The following is an 18,954-nucleotide window of genomic DNA, read 5'->3' as shown; positions in this document are numbered from 1 at the left end:
CCAGCGCGACAAAGGCTGCGTCATCTGCCACGCCCCACCCATCTACTGCGACGCCCACCACCTCATCAGCTGGCAAGACGGCGGAGTCACCAGCCTCACCAACCTCGTCCTGCTCTGCCGCGTGGACCACAACTCGCTCCACGACGGCCACTGGACCATCACCATCATCAACAACCAAGTCCACGTCACCCGCCCCACCTGGGCCAACCCACCACCCCGAAACACCAGCCGAAAACCCGACCAGCCCAGCACCACCCCCGCGACCGCACCCGCGCCGACGGCCACTACCCCCTGCCCAACAGACACAGATAGTGGCGTAAGCACAGGCACAGGCACAGGCACCGGCACAGGCGCGGAAGACAGAGGCAACTCTGTCGCGGCCGTAGATGGTGAGCTTTCGCTGGTCGGCTCGGGCGCGCGGTCCGCGCCGATGGATGCTCACCCCTGGTCGACGGGCGCTGGCTTAAGCAAAGGCACAGGAGATGCGGGCAATGCTGTCGTGGTCGCGGATGGTGGGCCTTCGGTGGTCGGCTCGGGCATGCGGTCGGCGCCGATGGGTGCTGACCCCTGGTCGACGGGCGCTGGCGCTGGCGGTGGCGGGGGCGGTGGCATAAGCAGAGGCACAGGAGATGCGGGCAATGCTGTCGTGGTCGCGGATGGTGAGCCTTCGCTGGTCAGTTCGGGCGCGCGGTCCGCGCCGACGGGTGCTGACCCCTGGTCGACGGACGCTGGCGGTGGCGGAGGCACAGGAGATGCGGGCAACTCTGTCGTGGTCGCGGATGGTGAGCCTTCGCCGGTCGGCTCGGGCACGCAGTCCGCGCCGACGGATGCTGACCCCTGGGCTTGGCCGCGTGCGGCTGGCGTCGGACTCGTGGACGCCCTTGCCGATGCCGACAGCGATGCTGATGCCGACTCCGACTCCGACTCCGACTCCGGCACCGGCACCGGCACTGGCACCGGCACCGGCACCGGCACCTATGGCGATGGCGCTGGCGGTGACTGTGGCCGCGATGGTTGTGATGGTGGCGGTGGTAGGCGGGCGCGGAGGCCTGGGCTGGGCTGGTCCTTTGGCGATGAGGTGGGGTGGGTCAGTCCCGAGGAAGTCGCGAATCTGGATCCTTGGGGCGACAGCGGCCGCCAGCTGCGATCGCCGGCCGGCGGCGAGAGGGTGTCCGACATCCCGAGTGCGCGGGAGTCCGATCCTTGGAAGGGGGATTCGGCCGGGGTGGACCGGTCCGCCGTTGTCGATGAGAAGTCGTGTGGAGGGACGGGTTCGGCTGATGTCGATCCATGGGCTGATAGCGCGTGATGCAGGTGCTTGCCTGGAAAGCCGTCTCAACCCGAGTTGCCGGTTGATCGCGCGTCACTCCGATAGGGCCATCCGCTTTCTCGTGGTGCTGTGAGGCCCAGTTCACGCCGCCTGAGCTTGGTCCCGGCGGAACGCTGGGGCGCGTGCGGATGGTCGGTGAGTGCCGGAGTGCCCGGAGTATTGGGGGGCGGCGTGGCGCCGGAGTGTTGGGGTGGCGGGGCGCGGGGGCGCCAAAGTGATGGGGCGCGAGGGCGCGAAAGTGACGGGTGCGGGGGCGACGGGGCCGCCGTGATGCCGGGGTGTGGGGCCGCCGGGGTGCCGGGGTGACGGGGCGCGGGGGTGACGGGGCGCGGGGGTGTCGGGGTGGCGGTTGGTTGGTGGGTGGCGCGGGCAGGGGAGTGAGTTCGCGGGGTGTGTGGTGGCGGTTTGGTGGGCTGGGGCTGGGGCTGGGCTGGGGTCGGGAAGCTGGTTGTGGTTGGGCGGCGGCTCGGGGGGAGGGTCAGGCTGGGCCTTCGTCGGCTATGGACCAGCGTTCGGTGGTGGTGTTGCGGACTAGTAGGTAGCCCCATTGGGTGCGGGTGCGGGTGTTGTTGCGTTGGTAGGTGGCTCGGACGAAGACGGCCTGTTGCCAGCCGTCGGCCATCGAGCCGCCGCCGGAGCGCGGGTACTTGCTGTCCGGAGGTTCCAGGCGGAGGTCGGTGATCGGTTTGGCCCGTCGGAGGCCGAATGGCCAGCGGTCTCCGAAGAAGCCGCCCTCCGATCCGAGCAGGCTTTCGGCGCGGCGGGGAGTGACGTAGGACAGGGCAGTGGCCTTGTCCCTGGCGTTCTTGGCGGCTACGTAGGCCCGGATGACCTCCTCAGGGGTGGCGCTTGCGGGCAGGGGCTGGGAGCTGACGGTGGTGTGGTCGTTGAGCGTCCCGACGGTTGTTCCGATGCCGATGAAGGCCAGGACGATCAGGACGGCTCCGACGGCGGTGAGGGCTCGGTGATGGTTTCGTGAGCGCCGGCCTCGGGCCAGGAGGGTGTCGATGGGAGGGGACGAGGCGGCCACGTCGGAGACGGCGGCCTCGAGCAGGGTGCGGGCTTCCTTCTCACGCATTGCGGTCCTCCAGGCCTTCCAGAGCAGAGCTGCCTTCCAGTGCGGCGAGGGCGCGTGAGGTACGGCTCTTCACGGTGCCGACGGCGATACCTAGTACTTCGGCCGTTTGGCGTTCGGACAGGTCGGCGTAGAACCGGAGTACCAGGACGGCGCGTTGGTCGATCGGGAGGGCTGCCAGCGCCCGCCGCAGAGTGACGGCGGTTGCGACCGTACCCGCGTAGTCGCCGCGGTGACCGACCTGTTCGGTCACGTCCTCGGTCGGGATCTCACCGTGCCAGCGGCGCCGGCCGCTCTTCGCGATGGTGTTCGCCAGCACTTTGTAGACGTAGGCATCGGTCTTGTCGGCCCGCCGGACCGCTCGCCAGGACCGGTAGCACCGCACCAGCGCAGCCTGTACGGCGTCCTCGGCCGCATCGACCTTCGCGCCGAGGAGGACAGCGGTGCGCAGAAGCGTGGCGTACCGCGCCGCGGCGTACGCGGCGAAGTCGTCGTCAGTCTGCGTCATGGCTCGCGGCCGATGTCATCACACTCATAAGAGTCCCGGGGCCGTCAGGAAGGTTCCCCACAGTGTGCGCAGCGAGGGGTGCGGCAGGATATGGCTGTGGATACGACGCTGGCGGATGTGCTCGGGGTGCTGGACCGGCTGTACGACCCGTCCTGGGCGGAGAGCTGGGATGCCGTTGGGCTGGTGACGGGGGATCCGGGGCAGGTGGTGCGGCGGGTGTTGTTCGCGGTGGATCCGATGCGCGAGGTGGTCGATGAGGCGATCCGCGGGGAGTTCGATCTGCTGGTGACGCACCATCCCTTGCTGCTCAAAGGGGTGAACAGCGTTGCGGCGACGACCCCGAAAGGGCGGGTCATCCATGATCTGATCCGGAGCGGTACCGCGTTGCACGTCTGCCACACCAATGCGGACAACGCGAATCCTGGCGTCAGTGACGCTTTGGCCGCGGCGCTCGGGCTCGAAGAGACCAGGCCGTTGAAGGCGATGGCCGGGGATCCGATGGACAAGGTCGTTGTTTACGTGCCGGTGGGGGAGACCCAGCAGATGATCGACGCGCTGGCTGCGGCGGGCGCGGGTCAGGTCGGGGATTACGAGCGGGCGGCTTGGAGTTCCACGGGGGAGGAGACCTTCCGGCCGCTCGACGGCGCCGATCCGACGATCGGGAAGGTTGGGGAGATCGAGCGGGTGGCGTCGGATCGGGTCGAGATGGTGTTGCCGCGGCGTCGGCGGCGGGCGGTGGTTGAGGCGTTGCGGGCGGCTCATTCGTTTGAGGAGCCTGCGTTTGATTTGTACGAGATGGCGGCGCTGCCCAGCACGCGGGGTGGTGGGCGGGTCGGCGTACTGGCTGAGGCCTTGCCGCTCAGGCGGTTTGCTGAAGTTGTCGCCGAGCGGCTGCCGAAGACGCAGCACGGCGTACGGGTGTCTGGTGACCCTGAGAGGGTGATCGAGACGGTGGCTGTGGTCGGTGGGGCGGGGGACTCCGAGTTCGAGCGGGTCCGGGCGGCTGGGGTGGACGCGTACGTGACGGCCGACCTTCGGCACCATCCGGCGACCGAGGCCCGGGCGTACGACGAGGGGCCGGCGCTGGTCGATGTCGCGCACTGGGCCAGTGAGTGGCCATGGCTGAAAGACGCGGAACGACTCCTGATCGCGGGGTTGGCAGAGCAGGGCAGTACCGTGGACACTCACATCTCGACGCTCTGCACCGACGCGTGGACCTTACGGCTCTGAGCGGTGCCGGGCTGACAACTGAACGCGATCTAAGGAGCCGACCCTGAACGCCGAGCCCGCCGTGCAACGCCGGTTGCTGGATCTGCAGGACCTCGACCTGCAGCTGGATCAGGTCGCGCACAAGCGCAAGTCCTTGCCCGAGCACGCCGCGCTGGCCGAGCTGGCCACGGAGAAGTCGGGCGTCGACAAAGAACTGGTCGCCGCCGACACCGAGGTCGGCGACCTCAGACGCGAGCAGAAGAAGGCCGACAGCGATGTCGACCAGGTCCGCCAGCGCAAGGCGCGCAACCAGCAGCGGATGGAGTCCGGCCAGGTCACCTCGCCGCGCGACCTGGAGAACCTGCAGCACGAGATCGGCTCGCTCGACCGCCGGATCTCCGACCTGGAGGACGCCGAGCTCGAGGTGATGGAGAAGCTGGAGGCCGCCGAGGTCGTCCAGGCCGATCTGCAGGCCCGCGCGGACGCGTTCGCCGGCCGGCAGTCCGAGCTGGAGGCGACCCGCGACGCCGCGCTGAAGGAGCTCGACGAGCAGCGCGCGAAGTTCGGCGAGGAGCGCGCCAAGGTGGTCGCGGAGCTGCCGGACGCCCTGGTCGCGAACTACCAGAAGCTGCGTGAGCGCAACGGCGGCATCGGCGCCGCGCCGCTGGTCGGCAAGCGCTGCATGGGCTGCCGGATGGAGCTGGCGCCGTCCGACCTGAGCGCGATCAAGGCCGCGGCGCCCGATTTCGTCCTGCACCACGAGGAGTGCGGCCGGATCCTGGTACGGACCTCGGAGAGCACCCTGTGAGCAATGGCCCGTCGCACGTCATCGTCGAGGCCGACGGCGGTTCCCGGGGAAACCCGGGCCCGGCCTCGTACGGCGCGCTGGTGCGTGACCCGCAGACCGGTGAGGTGATCGCCCAGGCCGGCGTCACGATCGGGATCGCGACCAACAACGTCGCGGAGTACAGCGGGCTGATCGCCGGGCTGGAGCTGGCCCGGGAGTACGCGCCGGACGCCTCGATCGAGGTCCGGATGGACTCCAAGCTGGTGATCGAGCAGATGGCCGGGCGCTGGAAGATCAAGCACCCGGACATGAAGCCGCTGGCGGTCAAGGCGCAGGCGCTGGCGCCGTTCGGGACCGAGTGGACCTGGGTGCCGCGTGCCCAGAACGCCGCCGCCGACGCGCTGGCGAACATGGCGCTTGACGGCAAGCCGGTACCGCTGCGCCCTACTGAAGGGCCGGCCGCGCAATCCGTAGTACCGGCTGAGCCTTCGGACCAGCAGAAGGCCATGCAGGGTTGGGGTGCGCAGACCGAGCCGCCGACCCAGCTGATCTTCCTGCGGCACGGCCAGACGCCGCACACCGTCGACAAGCGGTTCTCGGGTTCCGGCGGGGATGACCCGGCGCTGAGCGAGATCGGTCAGCAGCAGGCGGCAGCGGCCGCGCGGTACCTGGCGCAGCGGGGCGGCATCGACGCGATCGTCAGTTCCCCGATGGTACGGACGAAGCAGACGGCCGCTGTCGTGGCGGAGACGCTCGGGCTGGACGTGAAGGTCGAGAAGGGCTGGGTGGAGTGCTCGTTCGGTGACTGGGACGGCCACACCTTCGCCGAGGTCCAGCAGAAGTGGCCGGACGCGCTGAACGAGTGGATGGGATCGACCACGGTCGCCCCGCCTGGTGGCGAGTCGTTCGACGCCTGTGCGCGACGGGCCCGGTCCGCGCGCGACGGGCTGCTCGCGGCGTACCCGGGGAAGACGGTGCTCGTGGTCACCCACGTGACCCCGATCAAACTGATGGTCCGATCGGTCCTCCAGGCCCCGATGAACTCGCTGTTCCGGATGGAGCTCGCCCCGGCCACGCTGACCGAAATCCACTGGTACGCCGACGGCCTCGCCTCACTTAAGTCCTTCAACGTCCAACCCGCACTAGTCTGACCCCAGTACCGCGGCACGACGGGGTGCCCGGCGGATGGACGGAGTGGTCGCGTGCCGTTGCAAAGGGTGCATTTCGCCGAAGAGGTTCCGGAGGTCTTCCGGACCTCGATGCAGGCGATCCGGCGGGAGCTCGAGGTGCCGGCGGAGTTCCCGCCCGCGGTGGTCGAGGCGGCGTTGGCCGCTGCCGGCAACCCGCGGCTGCCGGAGCTGGACCGGACCGAGATCGAGTTCGTGACGATCGATCCGCCGGACTCGATGGACCTCGACCAGGCCGTGCACATCGAGCGGGCCGGCGACGGCTACACGGTGCACTACGCGATCGCCGACGTCGCCGCGTTCGTCCAGCCGGGTGACCCGATCGACGTCGAGGCGCGCAAACGCGGCGAGACGCTGTACGCGCCGGACAAGCGCACGCCGCTGCACCCGCAGGAGCTGTCCGAGGGTGCGGCGTCGTTGCTTCCCGATCAGGTCCGGCCGGCGATCCTGTGGACGATCACGGTCGACGCGTCGGGTGAAGGTACCGATGTGAGCTGCAAGCGGGCGCTGGTGAAGTCGCGCGCCAAGCTCAACTACGCCGGTGTGCAGAAGGATCTCGACGCGGGCACCGCCTCGGAGAGCCTGCAACTGCTCCGCGAGGTCGGCAAGCTCCGCGAGCAGCGCGAACTCGAGCGGGGTGGCGTCAACCTGCCGATCCCGGATCAGGAGGTCGTCACCTCCGATGGCCAATGGACGTTGGAGTTCCGCGCGCCGCTGCCGGTCGAGGGGTGGAACGCGCAGATCTCGTTGCTGACCGGGATGGCTGCCGCGCATCTGATGATGTACGGCGAGATCGGCATCCTCCGCACGCTGCCCGAGTCGCACGACGATCTGCGGCGCAAACTGGAGAACACGGCCAAGGCGCTCAGCATCCCGTGGCCGGTCGGCACGTCGTACGCCGAGTTCATCCACGGCCTCGATCCCAAGGTGCCCGCGCACGCGGCGATGCTCGCGGCCTGCACGGTACTTTTCCGTGGCGCCGGCTACACGTCCTTCTCCGGTGGGGTGCCGGCGCAACCGGAGCACGCCGCGATGAAGTCGGAGTACGCGCATGTCACCGCGCCGTTGCGCCGGCTGGTCGATCGCTGGACGAGTGAGATCTGCGTGGCGTTGTGCGCGGATGCCGAGGTGCCGGCCTGGGTGCGCGAGTCGATGGACGAGATCCCGAAGATCATGGAGGAGTGCGACCGCAAGGCGCACGCCTACGAGCGGTCGATCGTCGGCATGGTCGAGGCCGGTCTCGTCGCGGACCAGGTCGGCTCGACCTTCGACGGCGTCATCACCGACGTCGACGACCGCGAACCGACCCGCGGCATCGTCGCTCTCTCCACGCTTGCCATCGAAGGCCGCGTCACCGGCACGGCGGCGCTGCCCCTCGGCCAGCCGGTCCGCGTCAAGCTCACCGAGGCGGACATTGCCAAGCGGACGGTCGCTTTCGAGCTGATTCCCTGAGCGGCGTCGCTGGTTGTGTGCGCCCCTGTCTTTCCTAACTAAGTCTATCGGCGGGGGTCGATTTTGCCGGGGAGTTATCCACAGGTAGGGCTCGGAGCACCGCTGCCGTCACTCGGGCGGTGTCGCCAGTAGCCAGCAAGTCGAGCAAACCGCCGCGCAGGACCGCCAGTACTCCGGTACGGCGAGCTTGCGCGGCCTTGGTGTCTTTGCCTGGCTGGACCGACTTGAACAGGTCTAGCCAGTCCTCGACGGTGGAGCGGGCGAAGTCGGACCAGGGGCCGTCGGGGGCGACCAGGGAGCGGCCGTAGGCCTCTACCCAGAGTTTCATCAGGGGGCGGCGTTCCTCGGCGGCCAGCCAGGTCCACAGTTCGCGGGCGACCACGTCCAGGCCGGGCGGTTCGGCGTACTGGCTGGTGATCTTTTGCAGGAGTACCAGTTCGTCGCTGCGGGCGCGGGTGAGCAGGGCGCGGATCAGGCCGTCCTTGCTGCCGAACAGGAACAGCAGCACCCGTGGGCTCGAACCGATCGCGGTCGCCAGCGGGCGCAGGGACAGATCGGCCAGCCCGTGAGTCAGCGAGTACGCGTAGGCGAGCTCGAGCAGCTCGGTCTCCCGGGCGGAAGGGGCTGGTTTCGTGGTGGTCACCCGGCTAGTATCTCCTACTGAAACAGTCGTGTCAGTAGATCGAGGTGGGCAGATGGAGATCAGACGCGCGGATCGGCCGGGGGATCTCGGCTGGGTGGTGCAGGCGCACGGTGAGCTGTACGCCGCGGAGTACGGCTGGGGGATGGAGTACGAGGCGCTGGTGGCGCAGATCGTCGCCGACTTCGGCAAGAACTTCGACCCGGCGCGTGAGGCGGCCTGGATCGCGGAGCAGGACGGTGAGCGGATGGGCAGCGTGTTCTGCGTGCGCGGCCCGGACGAGGCGACCGCCAAGCTTCGCCTGCTGCTCCTGCATCCGTCGGCGCGCGGTCAGGGGCTCGGTGCCAGGCTCGTCGACACCTGCATGGCGTTCGCCCGCGAGTCCGGCCACAAGCGGATGGTGCTCTGGACGAACGATCCGCTGGTTGCCGCCCGCAACATTTACCTCAAGCGCGGCTTCAAGCTGATCGGCGAGGAGCCGCACGACATGTTCGGCTCAGGCCTGCTGAGCCAGACGTATGAGGCCGATCTCTAGAACTGTTTTCCGGGCGTCTGGCCGAAGGTACGGCGGAAGACGTCGATGAAGGCGCTCGGGCTGGACCAGCCGCAGCGGTACGCGACGGTGGTGACCGGTTCGCCTTCGGCCAGCTGGATCAGCGCGTGGTGGAGACGAAGTTGCGTGCGCCATTGCGGGAAGGTCATCGCGAACTCCTGGCGGAACAGGCGCGACAGGGTGCGCTCAGCGGCTCCCGCCGCGCGGCCCAGTTCGGCCAGACCGCGGCCGTCGGCGGGGTCGGCGGACAGGATCTCGCAAACGGCGGCCAGGCGGGAATCGGTTGCCACGGGCAACCGGATCGGTTGCTGGGGTGAGCGCTCGAGCTGGTCGAGCAGGACGCCGCGAATCCGCTGCCGCGCCTCGCTGGTGTCAGAAGGATCGGCCGTGTAGGCGATGATCAGCTCGCGCAGCAGCGGACCGACGGCCAGTACTGCTGGTGCATCCAGGCCGATGGGATTGTCCGAAAGGCCAACGAGGTGAAGGTTGGTCGGGCCGTAGGCACGATGCTCGTGGACGGTCCCGGCCGGCACCCAGATCGCGCGGGTCGCCGGGGCGATCCAATGGCCGCGATCGGTCGTCACGGCGAGCACGCCACTGGCGGCGTACGCGATCTGGTGGTCGTCGTGGCGATGCGCGTCGATCCCGGCGCCGGAGGCGAGTCTGCGGAGCGCGGTCGGCGCGATCGGGGCGTGGCGGGGAATCGACATCATCTGTCAGATTATCGGAAGCCGGTCAGTACGGCGAAGGACCAGGCTGGAAGGCGTGAACCGAAAGACCGCCCTGTTGTCCGCCGGCCACGGCAGCGTCGACCTCTACCAGGGCATCGTCCCCGTGCTGGTGCCGTTCCTGGTCGCCGAGCGCGGCTACGACTACCTGGCCGTCTCCGGATTCGTGCTGGCCGCGACGCTGCTCTCGTCGGTGGTCCAGCCGGTCTTCGGCCTGCTGACCGATCGCTGGTCGATGCCGTGGCTGATCCCCGCGAGCATGATCACGGCCGGGCTCGGCGTCGCGCTGATCGGTGTCGCCGAGTCGTACCCGTTCGCGCTCGCGGCGATCGGCCTCACGGGCATCGGCGTCGCCGCGTACCACCCACAAGCGGCCCGTACCGCGCGCTCGGTGACCGGCGGCAGTCACGTCGGGATGAGCTGGTTCTCGCTCGGCGGCAACCTCGGCTTCGCGGTCGCTCCCGCGGCCGGTCCGCTTCTCGCGTACGCCGGCCTGGCGGCAAGCCCACTCCTGATCCTCCCCGCCGTCGCAGGCGCCGCCATCACCGTGCCGCTCCTGCGATCCGGTGGCGCGGCCCGACTGCGGCCGCGCGAAATGGGAGGCGTCGACGACTGGCCGGCCTTCCGCACGCTGACTGCGATCATCGTCCTGCGCTCGATCACGTACGTCGGCCTCAGCACCTTCCTCGGCCTGTACGTCGGCCAGCGGCTCCACCTCAGCGCCGGAGCCAGCGCGACGACCCTCTTCGTACTGTTCGGCGGCGGCGTCATCGGCACCCTCCTCGGCGGCCGCCTGGCCACCCGCTACGGCCGGCTCGTCACCATGCGCTGGTCGTACGCCGTCGCCGCGCTCGCCCTGGCCGGAGTCGCCCTCATCCCGACCGCCGCCCTGTTCCTCTTCGTCGCCCTCACCGCCATAGCCCTCTACATCCCCTTCTCGCTGCACATCACTCTCGGCCAGGACTACCTCCCAACCCGCGTCGGCACAGCCAGCGGCGTCACCCTCGGCCTGGCGGTCAGCGCAGGTGGAGTCCTGGCCCCCGCCCTGGCAGCCGCCGCCAAGGCCACCTCGCTCCAACTGGTCCTCACCTGCCTGGCCACCCTCCCCGCCCTGGCCGTCCTCCTCACCCGACGCCTCGCCGAACCCACCTGAGTCCACCGGTGCACTTCGAGGACTTTGTGCTCCGCCTGAGTGTTCTGGGGCGGTCGGAACGCTCAGGTCGAGCACAAAGTGGGCCAGGGACGGGGTGGATGTCGAGCGTCGGACGGCGACTCCGACGTACCGGTGCCAGGTCGGCTCACGAAGAGGAGTTGTGCAGATGGAACTGCCCGAGATCGTGTCGCGCGAAGAGTGGCTGGTGGCGCGGAAGCGGCTGCTGGCCGACGAGAAGGAGTTCACCAGGCGCCGCGACGAGCTGAACGCGAAGCGCCGCCAGTTGCCGATGGTGGAGGTCGCCGAGGACTACGTCTTCGAAGGCCCGGCTGGTGAGGTCCACCTGCTCGATCTGTTCGACGGGCGGCAGCAGTTGGTCGTCTACCACTTCATGTTCCCGCCGGACTGGAACGCGGGCTGCCCGAACTGCTCGTGGTTCGTCGAGGACATCGGCGCGTTGAAGGGCCTGTACGAGCTGAACACCAGCTTCGTGGCGGTGTCCCGGGCGCCGTACGAGAAGCTCGCGGCCTTCAAGGAGGAGAAGGGCTGGACCTTCCCCTGGTACTCGTCGGCGGGCAGTAGCTTCAACTACGACTACCACGTGACGCTGGACGAGTCGGTCGTTCCGTTGTCGTACAACTACCGCAGCAAGGCCGAGTGGGACGCGTTGCCGAGCGGTGGGCTGGTTCAGGGTGAGCAGCCGTTCGACCTGCACGGGATGAGTTGCTTCCTGCGGGTGGACGACGACGTGCACCATACCTATTCGACGTACGGGCGCGGCTGCGACTCGATGGGGTTCACCACCAACGTCATCGACCTGACCGCGCTCGGGCGGCAAGGGACCTAGTTGATCAGCGCGACGATCGTCGTACCGGTGCTGAAGGCGCCTTGGCGGACCTGGTCGAAGAGGGCGTACATCATCTTGGCCTCGTAGACCCAGTCGAGCGCCAGCCCATGCCTGGACACGAAGTCGTCGATGAAGGCGTCCAGGACCGGGGTGCGCTTGGCGTAGCCGCCGAAGTGGTAGCCGGCGAGCAAGCGCCAGTCGCCGACGCGCTCGCCGAAAGCTGTTTGCTGGAGAGCGACGATGTCGTCTTCCAAGGACGCCTTCAACACTGGTACGCCGATGGTCGGCTGGGAACCGGTAGTCAAGCCGGCGAGGGTGGTGCCGGTGCCGACCGCGCACAGGAGGATGTCGTACGGCTCGGCGAGCTCGGCGAGCAGTTCGGCACAGCCACGGACCGCGGCGGGGTTGCTACCGCCTTCGGGGAGCAGGTGGAAGTCGCCGAATTCCTGGTGGAGGCGGTCCAGGACCAGGGGAGAGGTCTTGGCGCGGTAGGTGGCCCGGTCCAGGTAGGTGAGGTGCATTCCACGCGAGACGGCGTAGGCGAGGGATGGGTTGAGGGGCAGATGTTCCTCGCCTCGGACCACGCCGATGGTGTTGAAGCCGTAGTGGTGGCCGGCGGCAGCAACCGCGCGGAGGTGGTTGGAATAGGCGCCGCCAAAGGTGAGCAAGGTGCCCGCCGACACCGCCAACGGCACGTTGTACTTGAGCTTGCGCCACTTGTTGCCGGGGACCTCGGGATGGACGAGGTCGTCGCGCTTCAACAGCACCCGCACCCCCGCGGCGGTCAGCCGCTCGTCGTGGAGTTCCACGACCGGCGACGGCAAGCAAACATTGAGCACGAGGATCAGATTAAGTGAACGGGCCGGTCTGTAAGCCGGATCCTGTAGTCGGCGACCATCCATCTACGGTGACCGTTGCCGGGCACCTCTAGCAGCCTACCCGCGAGCTCGGGCGGGCAGCCCTCGAACGCTCGCGCGGACGGCGGTTGCCCGTCGTCCTTCTTGGCCTTGCTCCACGTGGGGTTTACCTAGCCTCCGCAGTCGCCTGCGGAGCTGGTGGTCTCTTACACCACCGTTTCACCCTCACCCGCACCTCGATGAACCACGGGGTCCATCCAGGCCGCTGGCGGTCTGTTCTCTGTGGCACTGTCCCGCGGGTTGCCCCGGGTGGGCGTTACCCACCACGTTGCCCTGTGGAGTCCGGACTTTCCTCGGCGCCCACCATCGCTGGTGAACGACGCGGTCGCCCGACCGGCCCGTTCACCCTCAGGATAGGGCCTGCGCGCTCACTTCCGGGTATCGGCCGTCGGCAGCCCGCTCGTACGGGCGCACGTCGACGACCGCGTCCAGGTTCAGCGGACCGTACAGGTGCGGGAACGAGATGCCGATCGCGTCCAGGTCCTCGTCGCACAGGGCCGACACCAGCAGCGAGGTGTCGATGACGAGCAGGCACAGCGGCTCGGTCACGTCGGCGTAGAACGAGTTCGCGACCGCGGCGACCTGGTCCGGGCGGGAGCAGTGGATGAAGGTCGCGCCGTCGTCGAGCGACTTGCCCCGGGTGGAGATCCGGTAGCTACCGGCCGCGCGGGCCGCTTCCCACTCCGCGACGAAGGCCAAATGCAGGATCAAAGCCATGCGCCCGAGATTATCGGTGCGGCCGCCGCAGCAGCGGCAGCGGCGCGACAGGTTCCGGAACCGGTAGCCCCTTGACAGCGCAGCGTGAGCACAGAAAGATCCGATGTCTACCGGTGATCCTCTCCGCCCCCAGGTCATCGGTCCGCTCCATCTCCAGGAGAGATCCGATGAACGACCTCCTGCGATCCCCCCTGCCCAAAACCCGGCCCAAGGTGCGCCGGAAACTCCTGCACAGACTGCTGCTGGTGACAGCAGTCGTCGCCGGATCACTGGTCGCCAACAGCCCGGCAACCGCATTGCCGGCGGCCGGTACGACGGCCTGGCAGAACGGCTCCTTCGTCGTCGACCGGCCGAACCTGGTCCGTCGCTCCGACATCATCCTCGGCCGCGCCAACCCGGCACCGACCGAATCACTCCCACTGGGCAACGGCGCCCTGGGAGCGGCGGTCTGGTCCGCCGGCGGGTTCACCGCCCAACTCAACCGCACCGACACCTTCCCTGACCGCAAGTCGCTCGGCCAGGTCGTCATCGCGGGCCTGTCCCGGATGACGAGCGCCGCCGACTTCACCGGCCGGCTCGACCTGTACGACGGGATGCTCCGCCAAAGTGGTGGAGGCATGACGTTGACCGCGTTCATCCGGGCGGACACCCAGCAACTGGTCGTCGACGTCACCGGCGCCGACCCCAACGCCACCCAGACCGCCCAGGTCAAACTCTGGAGCCCCCGTACGCCGACCGCGCGTGCCTCCGGCTCAGTGGCCGCACTCGCCGAGACCTGGGTCGACAACAACGGCGCCGGTGCCTCAGGCCGGACGTTCGGCTCGCTGGCCGGTGTGACGGCCGGCGGTCGCAACGTCGTCGGCTCGACCCCGAACAACCTGACCGCCCAGGTCGCCTTCCAACCCAACACCGACGGCTCGTTCCGGGTCGTCGTCGCCGCACCAACGTGGACCGGTGGCGACTCGATCGCCACCACCAACGCAGTACTGAACGGCGCCGCCACCAGGCCCGCGAACGAAGTACGGGACGCCCATCTGCAGTGGTGGCACGACTACTGGAACCAGGCCGGCCTGATCAAGATCAGCTCGGCCGACGGGACCGGTGACTACGTCGAGAACCTGCGGACGATCTTCCTGTACGCGAGCGCGGCCCAGAGCCGGGGCGTGCTACCGGGATCGCAGGCCGGGGTCGCCGATCTGTTCACCTTCTCGCAGGACAAGCGCGACTGGTATCCGTCCGGCTACTGGTTCTGGAATCTCCGCATGCAGGTCGCGGCCAACGTCTCGGCCGGGGTGCCGAATCTGAACGATCCGATGTTCCGCCTCTACCAGGACAACGTCGACGCGATCGCGGCCTGGACCAGCGCGCACATGCCCGGCCGAACGGGCCTGTGCGTACCGGAGACGATGCGGTTCAACGGCAACGGCACCTACAACGGCGGTACCGACAACTCGTCCTGCGACTCGACCATCACGCCGCAGTGGAACTCGCTCAACGTCACGACGGGAGCGGAGGTGGGGTTGTGGGTCTGGGAGCACTACCGGATGACCGACGACCAGGCCTTCCTGCAGTCGCACTACCCGTTGATCAAGGGCGCGGCGCAGTTCCTGCTCTCGCACGCGACAACGGGATCGGACGGCAAGCTGCACACCAGGTCGAACGCTCATGAGACCCAGTGGGACGTCACCGATCCGACCACCGACATCGCGGCGATGCAGGCCTTCTTCCCGATCGCGGTGAAGGCTGCGCAGCTCCTGAATGTCGACGCGGCGCTGGTCAGTCAACTCAACGCGGCGATCCCGAAGATCCAGACGTTGCCGCGGACCGACACGGCGACGCAGACCCAGCTACTGACCCCGGCGAACGATGCAGGTGGCACCACGATGATCGGTCCATCCACCCAGCCGGCGGCTCAGCGGCGTAACAGCGAGAACATCGGCCTCGAAGCGGTCTGGCCGTTCAACCTGATCGGCGACAGCGGGCCGATGACGGCGCTCGCGCGGCGTACCTATGCGTCCCGCAGTTACGTCAACAGCAACTCGTGGAGCTACGACTCACTGCATGCGGCAAGGCTCGGGTTGCCGACCGAGATGAAGACCGCGTTGCTGGCGGCGATCAGGCAGTTCCAGGTCTACCCGTCGGGGATGGCCAGCTTCACCGCGCAGCCGGCGCAAGAGCCGTACATCGAGCAATCCGGCGTACTCGCGGCAACCGTCCCCGAGGCGCTGGCACAGGACTACGACGGCGTACTGCGCATCGCCCCGTCCTGGCCGACGGACTGGTCCGGTGAAGGAACTGTTGCCATCGGCCACAAGTCGCGGGTCCACGTCCAGATCGCCGGAGGCAGCCCGACCACGGTCGCCATCTCATCTGGCGCGAACCAGCAGCTCACCGTTCGGAGCCCCTGGCCGGGCCAGAGCGTGACGGTGCTGGACGGTCAGACCCGGGCCACGGTGGTCGGTCCCCAGACCAACGCCACCTTCACCATCCCGGCCCAATCCGGCAAGTCCTACCTGGTCGAGAAGACCGGGACCGCTGTACAGCCCTTCCAGGCCCTCACCGGTACGCCGGCCACCGCCGCCCGCCGTTGGGACAAGGCGACCATCGGCTTGCCCAAGGCAACCTCGGGCACCGGGACGATCAGCCTCAAAGCGCGTGCCAACGGCAAGTACGTCACCGCCGGCACCGGTACGCCGCTGATCGCCGACAGCACCACGAACGGGACTGCCCAGCAGTACGAGATGACCGACCTCGGCGGCGGCAACGTGTCGCTCCGGGCCAAGGCCAACAACCTGCTGGTGGCAGCGGACAACGCGGGTGCCGCGCCGTTGCTGGCCAAGAACCAGGCCGTCGGCTCGTGGGAGACCTTCCAGCTGATCCGCAACGGCGACGGCTCGGTCAGCTTCCGGGCAGCGGTCAACAACAAGCTCGTCTGCGCCGACAACGCCGGTGCCGCCCCACTGATCGCCAACAGAGACGCGATCGGCCCGTGGGAACAATTCGACTTGATCAACAACTGAGGAGCACGACCCTATGAAGAAGAAAGGCGTCCGGCGGATCTCGTTGTTGATCACCGCCGCACTGACCGCAGCACTCGGCCTCAGCATTCCAACCGCCCAGGCGGGCTCGACGATCCCTCCCGGCGACTACCAGCAAGTGTCCTTGGCGACCGGCTCGGGTGAGCTCGGCGAGGCGATGTCGCTGGCGGTCCTGCCCGACCGATCCGTCGTCCACACGGCCCGCGACGGAACAGTCCGGATCACCGACGCGGCCGGTACGACGACAGTGGCCGGCCGGCTCAACGTCTACACCCACGACGAGGAAGGCCTGCAGGGCGTCGCGGTCGATCCCAACTTCGCCAGCAACCGCTACATCTACTTGTACTACTCACCGAGGCTGTCCACCCCTGACGGTGACGCGCCGACCGACGGTACCCAGGCCGACTGGGACCGGTTCAAGGGCGAGCTGCACCTGTCCAGGTTCATCCTCAAGACCGACAAGACGCTCGACCTGGCCAGCGAGAAGGTCGTCCTGGCCGTGCCGAACGATCGCGGCCAGTGCTGTCACGTCGGCGGCGATCTCGACTTCGATGCCGCTGGCAACCTTTATCTGACCACCGGCGACGACAGCAACCCGTTCCAGTCGGACAGCTACACGCCGATCGACGAGCGGACCACCCGCAACCCGCAGTTCGACGCGCAACGGACCGCCGGCAACACCAACGACCTGCGCGGCAAGCTGCTCCGGATCAAGCCCCAGCCGGACGGCAGCTACACGATCCCGAGCGGCAACCTGTTCGCGCCGGGCACCGCGCAGACCAGGCCCGAGATCTACGCGATGGGCTTCCGCAACCCGTTCCGGATGAGTGTCGACAAGCCGACCGGCATCGTCTACCTCGGCGACTACGGACCCGACGCAGGCTCCACGAACCCGGACCGCGGCCCGAACGGCCAGGTCGAGTTCGACCGGATCACCGCACCGGGCAACTACGGCTGGCCGTACTGCACCGGCACCAACACGAGCGTCGAGACGTACAACGACTTCCAGTTCCCGAGCGGCCCGTCCGGCGCGAAGTTCGACTGCGCGGGCGGCGTCACCAACAACTCCTTCCGCAACACCGGTCTGACCAAGCTGCTCCCGGCCAAACCGTCCTGGATCCGGTACGGCGGTGACGCGGGCACCCCGCCCGAGTTCGGCAACGGCGGCTCCGAGTCGCCGATGGGCGGGCCGGTCTACCGCTTCGACCCGAACCTCAACTCGGCGACGAAGTTCCCGCAGTCGCTCGACGGCCGGTACTTCGCCGGTGAACTCGGCCGGCAGTGGATCAAGGCCATCGAGGTCACCTCGAGCGGGGGAGTCGGCGACATCGGCGCCTTCCCGTGGACCGGCACCCAGGTGATGGACATGGCCTTCGGTCCGGAGGGTGCGCTCTACGTGCTCGACTACGGCACGGGCTCCAACAACCAGGGCCTCTGGCGGATCGACTACAAGGGCAACACCAACCGCAACCCGATCGCCAAGGCAGCCGGTACGCCGACCTCCGGCGGCCGCCCGCTCACCGTCGCGTTCTCGTCCGCGGGCAGCTCGGACCCCGAAGGCGGTGCCCTGACGTATCGCTGGACCTTCGGCGACGGCGGTACGTCGACGCAGGCCAACCCTTCGTACACCTACAACACGGCCGGCAACTTCACGGCGACGCTGACCGTGACCGATCCGGCCGGGCTGACCGGGTCGGCGAACGTGGCGATCAGTGTGGGCAACACGGCTCCGTCGGTGACCTTGCAGACGCCGACCGATGGGCAGCTGTTCTCGTTCGGTGACACCGTGCCGTTCCAGGTGAACGTGTCGGATCCGGAGGACGGCACGATCGACTGCAGCCGGGTGAAGGTCACGTATCTCCTCGGTCATGACGTGCACCAGCACCAGATCACCTCCAAGAACGGGTGCAGTGGGTCGATCGCAGTACCGATCGATGGTGAGCACGACCCGGCGGCCAACGTCTACGGCGTCTTCGACGCGGAGTACACGGACAACGGCGGGCTGACCACGCACAGCGTGCGCAAGCTGCAGCCGCGTCACCGGCAGGCGGAGCATTTCGGTGCGCAGCAGGGCATCCAGCTGGCCGACCACCCGCCGGCGGAAGGCGGCAAGACGGTCGGATTCGTCGACAACGGTGACTGGATCTCGTTCACCCCGTACGCCGTGAGCAACGCGACGTCGGTGAGCGCGCGGGTGTCGTCGGGTGGCGTCGGCGGGACGATCGAGGTCCGGGCCGGATCTGCCACCGGGACGTTGATGGGCACGATGACGGTGGCGCCGACGGGTGGCTGGGAGACGTTCGTCAACGTGTCGGCCAACCTCACCGGCAAGCCGGCCGGGACGACGACGCTGTTCTTCGTCTTCAAGGGGGTGACGGGGCAGGGCAACCTGTTCGACCTCGACGCCTTCACGTTCGCGACCTCGGGGTCGACCGGCACCACAGCTGAGGGCGAGGCGTTCACGTCGCAGTCCGGCGTACAGGTTGCGGCGCACAACGGGGCCAATGGGGGTCAGACGCTCGGGTACATCGACAACGGTGACTGGGCGGGCTATTCGCAGGTGAGCACGGCCGGTAAGACCAGCTTCAGCGCGCGCATTTCTTCGGGCGGTCCCGGCGGCACGCTGCAGGTGCGGTCGGGTTCGCAGACCGGGACGTTGCTCGGGTCTGTCGCAGTACCGGCGACGGGTGGCTGGGAGAACTTCCAGACGGTCTCCACTGCTTTGACCGGCAATGTCAGCGGGCCGTTGTTCCTGAGCTTCACCGGCGGATCCGGGTCGCTCTTCGACGTCGACACCTTCACCATCTCGTGAA

General features: G+C 68.3%; 16 protein-coding genes and 1 other RNA gene. 10 read left to right on the top strand and 7 right to left on the bottom strand.

All coding sequences use genetic code 11. The features are described from left to right. Positions 1–22: 22 nt before the first annotated feature. Positions 23–1,309 carry an HNH endonuclease signature motif containing protein gene (locus tag ABD768_RS35985; RefSeq protein WP_344848369.1) on the top strand — a complete coding sequence of 429 codons (1,287 nt, stop codon included), beginning with the start codon at positions 23–25 and terminating at the stop codon, positions 1,307–1,309. A gap of 499 nt (positions 1,310–1,808) precedes the next feature. Here the strand turns inward: ABD768_RS35985 and ABD768_RS35980 are convergent, their stop codons facing one another. Together ABD768_RS35980 and ABD768_RS35975 are read right to left on the bottom strand one after the other, a co-directional pair. Next, a complete protein-coding gene (locus tag ABD768_RS35980; RefSeq protein WP_343981439.1) occupies positions 1,809–2,408 on the bottom strand; it encodes a hypothetical protein in 600 nt (199 codons plus the stop codon). Continuing rightward, the gene (locus ABD768_RS35975; protein WP_344848358.1) at positions 2,401–2,913 is read right to left on the bottom strand and encodes a SigE family RNA polymerase sigma factor; all 513 of its coding nucleotides are present in this window, start codon (positions 2,911–2,913) and stop codon (positions 2,401–2,403) included. The genes ABD768_RS35980 and ABD768_RS35975 overlap by 8 nt, the downstream gene beginning before the upstream one ends. 96 nt (positions 2,914–3,009) lie before the next feature. On the opposite strand from ABD768_RS35975, the gene ABD768_RS35970 reads away from it, so the two are divergent. The 4 genes from ABD768_RS35970 (at position 3,010) to ABD768_RS35955 (ending at position 7,548) form a co-directional block, all read left to right on the top strand. Continuing rightward, complete coding sequence (locus ABD768_RS35970; RefSeq protein ID WP_343981432.1) at positions 3,010–4,143, top strand: Nif3-like dinuclear metal center hexameric protein; 1,134 nt, start codon at positions 3,010–3,012, stop codon at positions 4,141–4,143. A gap of 61 nt (positions 4,144–4,204) precedes the next feature. Then, positions 4,205–4,930: a zinc ribbon domain-containing protein gene (locus ABD768_RS35965; RefSeq protein WP_344848354.1), complete on the top strand. Its 726-nt coding sequence runs from the start codon at positions 4,205–4,207 to the stop codon at positions 4,928–4,930. Beyond that, the gene (locus ABD768_RS35960) at positions 4,927–6,060 is read left to right on the top strand and encodes a bifunctional RNase H/acid phosphatase (protein WP_343981426.1); all 1,134 of its coding nucleotides are present in this window, start codon (positions 4,927–4,929) and stop codon (positions 6,058–6,060) included. Before ABD768_RS35965 ends, ABD768_RS35960 begins: the two co-directional genes overlap by 4 nt. Positions 6,061–6,111: 51 nt before the next feature. Next, the gene (locus ABD768_RS35955; protein ID WP_343981424.1) at positions 6,112–7,548 is read left to right on the top strand and encodes an RNB domain-containing ribonuclease; all 1,437 of its coding nucleotides are present in this window, start codon (positions 6,112–6,114) and stop codon (positions 7,546–7,548) included. Positions 7,549–7,582: 34 nt separating this feature from the next. Here the strand turns inward: ABD768_RS35955 and ABD768_RS35950 are convergent, their stop codons facing one another. Next, complete coding sequence (locus tag ABD768_RS35950; RefSeq protein ID WP_344848350.1) at positions 7,583–8,191, bottom strand: TetR/AcrR family transcriptional regulator; 609 nt, start codon at positions 8,189–8,191, stop codon at positions 7,583–7,585. Between ABD768_RS35950 and ABD768_RS35945 the strand changes: the two genes are divergently transcribed. Next, a complete protein-coding gene (locus ABD768_RS35945) occupies positions 8,181–8,723 on the top strand; it encodes a GNAT family N-acetyltransferase (RefSeq protein ID WP_344848345.1) in 543 nt (180 codons plus the stop codon). The genes ABD768_RS35950 and ABD768_RS35945 overlap by 11 nt on opposite strands. Here the strand turns inward: ABD768_RS35945 and ABD768_RS35940 are convergent. After that, entirely contained in the window at positions 8,720–9,454 is a 735-nt protein-coding gene (locus ABD768_RS35940; protein WP_344848343.1) for an AraC family transcriptional regulator, read from the bottom strand. The two genes, ABD768_RS35945 and ABD768_RS35940, sit on opposite strands and share 4 nt — an antisense overlap. A 52-nt stretch (positions 9,455–9,506) precedes the next feature. On the opposite strand from ABD768_RS35940, the gene ABD768_RS35935 reads away from it, so the two are divergent. Together ABD768_RS35935 and ABD768_RS35930 are read left to right on the top strand one after the other, a co-directional pair. Continuing rightward, positions 9,507–10,622: an MFS transporter gene (locus ABD768_RS35935; protein WP_344848340.1), complete on the top strand. Its 1,116-nt coding sequence runs from the start codon at positions 9,507–9,509 to the stop codon at positions 10,620–10,622. Between the two features lie 166 nt (positions 10,623–10,788). After that, the gene (locus ABD768_RS35930) at positions 10,789–11,469 is read left to right on the top strand and encodes a DUF899 domain-containing protein (protein ID WP_344848337.1); all 681 of its coding nucleotides are present in this window, start codon (positions 10,789–10,791) and stop codon (positions 11,467–11,469) included. Here ABD768_RS35930 and ABD768_RS35925 read toward each other — a convergent pair. The 3 genes from ABD768_RS35925 to ABD768_RS35915 all read right to left on the bottom strand — a co-directional run bounded on the left by ABD768_RS35925 (position 11,466) and on the right by ABD768_RS35915 (position 13,103). Continuing rightward, positions 11,466–12,308: a 1-aminocyclopropane-1-carboxylate deaminase/D-cysteine desulfhydrase gene (locus ABD768_RS35925; RefSeq protein WP_344848334.1), complete on the bottom strand. Its 843-nt coding sequence runs from the start codon at positions 12,306–12,308 to the stop codon at positions 11,466–11,468. The two genes, ABD768_RS35930 and ABD768_RS35925, sit on opposite strands and share 4 nt — an antisense overlap. A 15-nt stretch (positions 12,309–12,323) precedes the next feature. Then, positions 12,324–12,727, bottom strand: an RNA gene (gene rnpB, locus ABD768_RS35920) — RNase P RNA component class A. A gap of 7 nt (positions 12,728–12,734) precedes the next feature. Continuing rightward, positions 12,735–13,103 (bottom strand): DUF952 domain-containing protein, encoded by a 369-nt coding sequence (locus ABD768_RS35915; RefSeq protein ID WP_344848331.1) that lies wholly within the window; start codon positions 13,101–13,103, stop codon positions 12,735–12,737. A gap of 167 nt (positions 13,104–13,270) precedes the next feature. Between ABD768_RS35915 and ABD768_RS35910 the strand changes: the two genes are divergently transcribed. Both ABD768_RS35910 and ABD768_RS35905 read left to right on the top strand, forming a co-directional pair. Further along, entirely contained in the window at positions 13,271–16,123 is a 2,853-nt protein-coding gene (locus ABD768_RS35910; protein ID WP_344848328.1) for a fascin domain-containing protein, read from the top strand. Positions 16,124–16,136: 13 nt separating this feature from the next. Further along, positions 16,137–18,953: a carbohydrate-binding protein gene (locus tag ABD768_RS35905; RefSeq protein ID WP_343981398.1), complete on the top strand. Its 2,817-nt coding sequence runs from the start codon at positions 16,137–16,139 to the stop codon at positions 18,951–18,953. The last annotated feature ends 1 nt before the right edge of the window (position 18,954 follow it).

This window comes from Kribbella ginsengisoli (genome assembly GCF_039537185.1).
In the GTDB taxonomy this organism is placed as follows: domain Bacteria; phylum Actinomycetota; class Actinomycetes; order Propionibacteriales; family Kribbellaceae; genus Kribbella; species Kribbella koreensis.
This window is presented reverse-complemented; position numbering and strand designations above follow the sequence as displayed.

Bases quoted from the DNA above. Each gene is read 5' to 3' on its own strand.
- ABD768_RS35975 (WP_344848358.1), bottom strand. From the start codon at position 2,913: ATGACGCAGACTGACGACGACTTCGCCGCGTACGCCGCGGCGCGGTAC.
- ABD768_RS35915 (WP_344848331.1), bottom strand. From the start codon at position 13,103: ATGGCTTTGATCCTGCATTTGGCCTTCGTCGCGGAGTGGGAAGCGGCC.
- ABD768_RS35940 (WP_344848343.1), bottom strand. From the start codon at position 9,454: ATGATGTCGATTCCCCGCCACGCCCCGATCGCGCCGACCGCGCTCCGC.
- ABD768_RS35905 (WP_343981398.1), top strand. From the start codon at position 16,137: ATGAAGAAGAAAGGCGTCCGGCGGATCTCGTTGTTGATCACCGCCGCA.
- ABD768_RS35910 (WP_344848328.1), top strand. From the start codon at position 13,271: ATGAACGACCTCCTGCGATCCCCCCTGCCCAAAACCCGGCCCAAGGTG.
- ABD768_RS35930 (WP_344848337.1), top strand. From the start codon at position 10,789: ATGGAACTGCCCGAGATCGTGTCGCGCGAAGAGTGGCTGGTGGCGCGG.
- ABD768_RS35980 (WP_343981439.1), bottom strand. From the start codon at position 2,408: ATGCGTGAGAAGGAAGCCCGCACCCTGCTCGAGGCCGCCGTCTCCGAC.